The following is a 3001-nucleotide window of genomic DNA, read 5'->3' as shown; positions in this document are numbered from 1 at the left end:
CTCCGGCCCCCGTGTTTATCAGGCGGTCAGGCCTTCTGGTTCTGGGAGTTTGTTTGCGCGGCAGCAGGCGGTGAGGGTGTTGGCCAGCAGGCAGGCGATGGTCATGGGGCCGACGCCGCCGGGGACCGGGGTGATGGCGCCGGCGCGTTCGGCAGCGCTGGCATAGTCGACGTCGCCGACCAGCTTGGTCTTGCCATCCCGCTCGATGCGGTTGATGCCCACGTCGATCACGGTGGCGCCTTCCTTGATCCAGTCGCCAGGCACCATTTCGGGGCGACCGACAGCGGCCACGACGATATCGGCGCGGCGGACCACATCCGGCAGATCTTTGGTGCGCGAATGCGCGATGGTCACGGTGCAGCTGTCCCCCAGCAGCAGCTGCGCCATCGGCTTGCCCACGATGTTCGAGCGACCGATGACAACCGCATCCATGCCCGACAGCGACCCGTGGTGATCGCGCAGCATCATCAGGCAGCCCAGCGGGGTGCAGGGCACCATCGATTTCTGACCGGTGCCCAAAAGGCCCACGTTCGAGATATGGAAGCCGTCCACATCCTTGGCCGGATCGATCGAATTGATCACCAGATCCTCGTTCAGGTGCTTGGGCAGCGGCAACTGCACCAGAATGCCATGCACCGCCGGGTCGGTGTTCAGTTTGTCGATCAGCGCCAGCAGCTCCGCCTCCGAGGTCTCCGCATCCAGCTTGTGCTCATACGAGTTCATGCCGACCTCGACGGTCATCTTGCCTTTCGAGCGGACATAGACCTGGCTGGCCGGATCCTCGCCCACCAGAACCACGGCCAGGCCGGGGGTGATGCCGTTTTCCTCTTTCAGCTTTGCAACCTGATCGGTCACCTGCGCGCGCACTTTGGCGGCAAAGGCCTTCCCGTCGATAACCTGCGCTACCATCCTTTGGTCCCTTCTTTCAAAACCCAAACGGGCGCAGAACGCGCCCGGTCTTTACTCGGGGCCGAGCACACGTTCCTCACGTGCAATCGACCAGTCAATCAGAATGCGCCAGAGCGTTTCGGACAAATCGGGGTCCATCCCCGCCGCCTGCGAACTGGCGCGCACCTTTTGCACCACATCCTCGACCCGGTCCGGGATGCGGGCGGGCAGGCCCTCGCCCGGCTTCAGCTCAGACGCGCGGTCGATATAGCTTGCGCGCCTCACCAGCATCCCGATCAGCTGGCGGTCCAGCCTGTCGATCTGAACCCGCAGATCCCGCATCGAATGGCAGTCCTGCGGCGGTGTCAGAGTGGGCATCATCGTCTCCTCATGGCCCGGGGGTCCCGGACCACGAGATGTCTTATTCAGCGGCTTAGAACAAGCCCTCGATCTCACCTGCGTCATTGAGGCAGATGGTTTCCGCGGCCGGTTTGCGGGGCAGGCCCGGCATGGTCATGATCTCACCGCAGACAACCACGATAAAGCCCGCGCCCGCGCTCAGGCGGACTTCACGCACCGGCACCGAATGGCCGGTGGGCGCGCCCCGCAAGCTCGGGTCGGTCGAGAAGCTGTACTGGGTTTTCGCCATGCAGACCGGCAGGTTGCCATACCCCGCAGCTTCCCATTCTTTCAGCTGCGTGCGGATCTTGTTGTCGGCCAGAACCTCGTCGGCGCGGTAGATGCGCTTGGCGATGGTTTCGATCTTCTCAAACAGCGGCATCTCGTCGGGGTAGATCGGCGCGAAGTTCGCAGAGCCCCCTTCGACGATTTCCACAACCTTGCGGGCCAGATCGGCAGAGCCTTCCGAGCCCAGCTCCCAATGGCGCGACAGAACCGCCTCGACCCCATGAGAGGCGCAATAATCCTTCACCGCCTGAACCTCGGCATCGGTGTCGGTGACAAAGTGGTTGATGGCGACAACAACCGGCACACCGAACGACTTCACGTTCTCGATATGGCGGCCCAGGTTGGCGCAGCCCGCCTTGACCGCAGCGACATTCTCGGCACCCAGATCGGCCTTGGCGACACCGCCATTCATCTTCATCGCGCGCACGGTGGCAACCAGAACCACGGCAGAGGGCGCAATGCCCGCCTTGCGGCACTTGATGTTCATGAACTTCTCGGCACCCAGATCGGCGCCAAAGCCCGCCTCGGTCACCACATAGTCAGCCACTTTCAGCGCGGTCTTTGTGGCAATTACCGAGTTGCAGCCATGCGCAATGTTGGCAAACGGGCCACCGTGGACAAAGGCCGGGTTGTTTTCCAGCGTCTGCACCAGGTTCGGCTGCATTGCGTCTTTCAGCAGAACGGTCATCGCGCCTTCGGCCTTGATGTCGCGGCAATAGACCGGCGTCTTGTCGCGGCGATAGGCCACGATGATATCACCCAGACGCTTTTCCAGATCCTTCAGGTCGTTTGACAGGCACAGGATCGCCATGACCTCGGACGCCACGGTGATGTCAAAACCTGTTTCGCGCGGGAACCCGTTCGACACGCCGCCCAGGCTGGCAGTGATCTGGCGCAGGGCGCGGTCGTTCATGTCGACCACACGACGCCATGCGACCCGGCGAGTGTCGATCTCGCATTCATTGCCCCAGTAGATGTGGTTGTCGATCATCGCCGACAGCAGCGAATGGGCCGAGGTGATCGCGTGGAAATCGCCGGTGAAGTGCAGGTTCATCTCTTCCATCGGAACAACCTGCGCATAGCCGCCCCCCGCAGCGCCGCCCTTCATGCCGAAGTTCGGACCCAGCGAGGCCTCGCGGATACAGATCATCGCATTCTTGCCGATCCGGTTCAGACCGTCACCCAGACCAACCGTTGTGGTCGTCTTGCCCTCACCCGCAGGCGTCGGGTTGATCGCCGTCACCAGCACCAGCTTGCCGTCCTCACGACCCTGCACCGAGTTGATGAACTCCTGGCTCACCTTCGCCTTGTCATGCCCATACGGCAACAGATCATCACTGGATATTCCAAGCTTCGCGCCGATCTCCTGGATCGGCTTCTTATTCGCTTCACGCGCAATTTCGATGTCGGATTTATAGCTCATTGG

The 3001-nt window shown here is 62.1% G+C and carries 3 protein-coding genes; all 3 read right to left on the bottom strand.

Annotated elements, in window-relative coordinates:
- Positions 1-18: 18 nt before the first annotated feature.
- From folD to ACR0J7_RS20345, 3 genes are read right to left on the bottom strand one after another with little or no spacing between them, the layout of a single operon-like run.
- Positions 19-909 (bottom strand): bifunctional methylenetetrahydrofolate dehydrogenase/methenyltetrahydrofolate cyclohydrolase FolD, encoded by an 891-nt coding sequence (gene folD, locus ACR0J7_RS20355; RefSeq protein ID WP_480484954.1) that lies wholly within the window; start codon positions 907-909, stop codon positions 19-21.
- Positions 910-960: 51 nt separating this feature from the next.
- Entirely contained in the window at positions 961-1266 is a 306-nt protein-coding gene (locus ACR0J7_RS20350; RefSeq protein WP_480473724.1) for a chorismate mutase, read from the bottom strand.
- A 55-nt stretch (positions 1267-1321) separates the two neighbouring features.
- On the bottom strand, positions 1322-2998 hold the full coding sequence (locus tag ACR0J7_RS20345; protein ID WP_480484955.1) for a formate--tetrahydrofolate ligase: 1677 nt from the start codon (positions 2996-2998) through the stop codon (positions 1322-1324).
- Positions 2999-3001: the final 3 nt, after the last annotated feature.

It is taken from the genome of Ruegeria sp. O4, assembly GCF_056535125.1.
The sequence above is the reverse complement of the archived record's forward strand: the minus strand, read 5'-3'. Positions and strand labels throughout refer to the sequence as shown.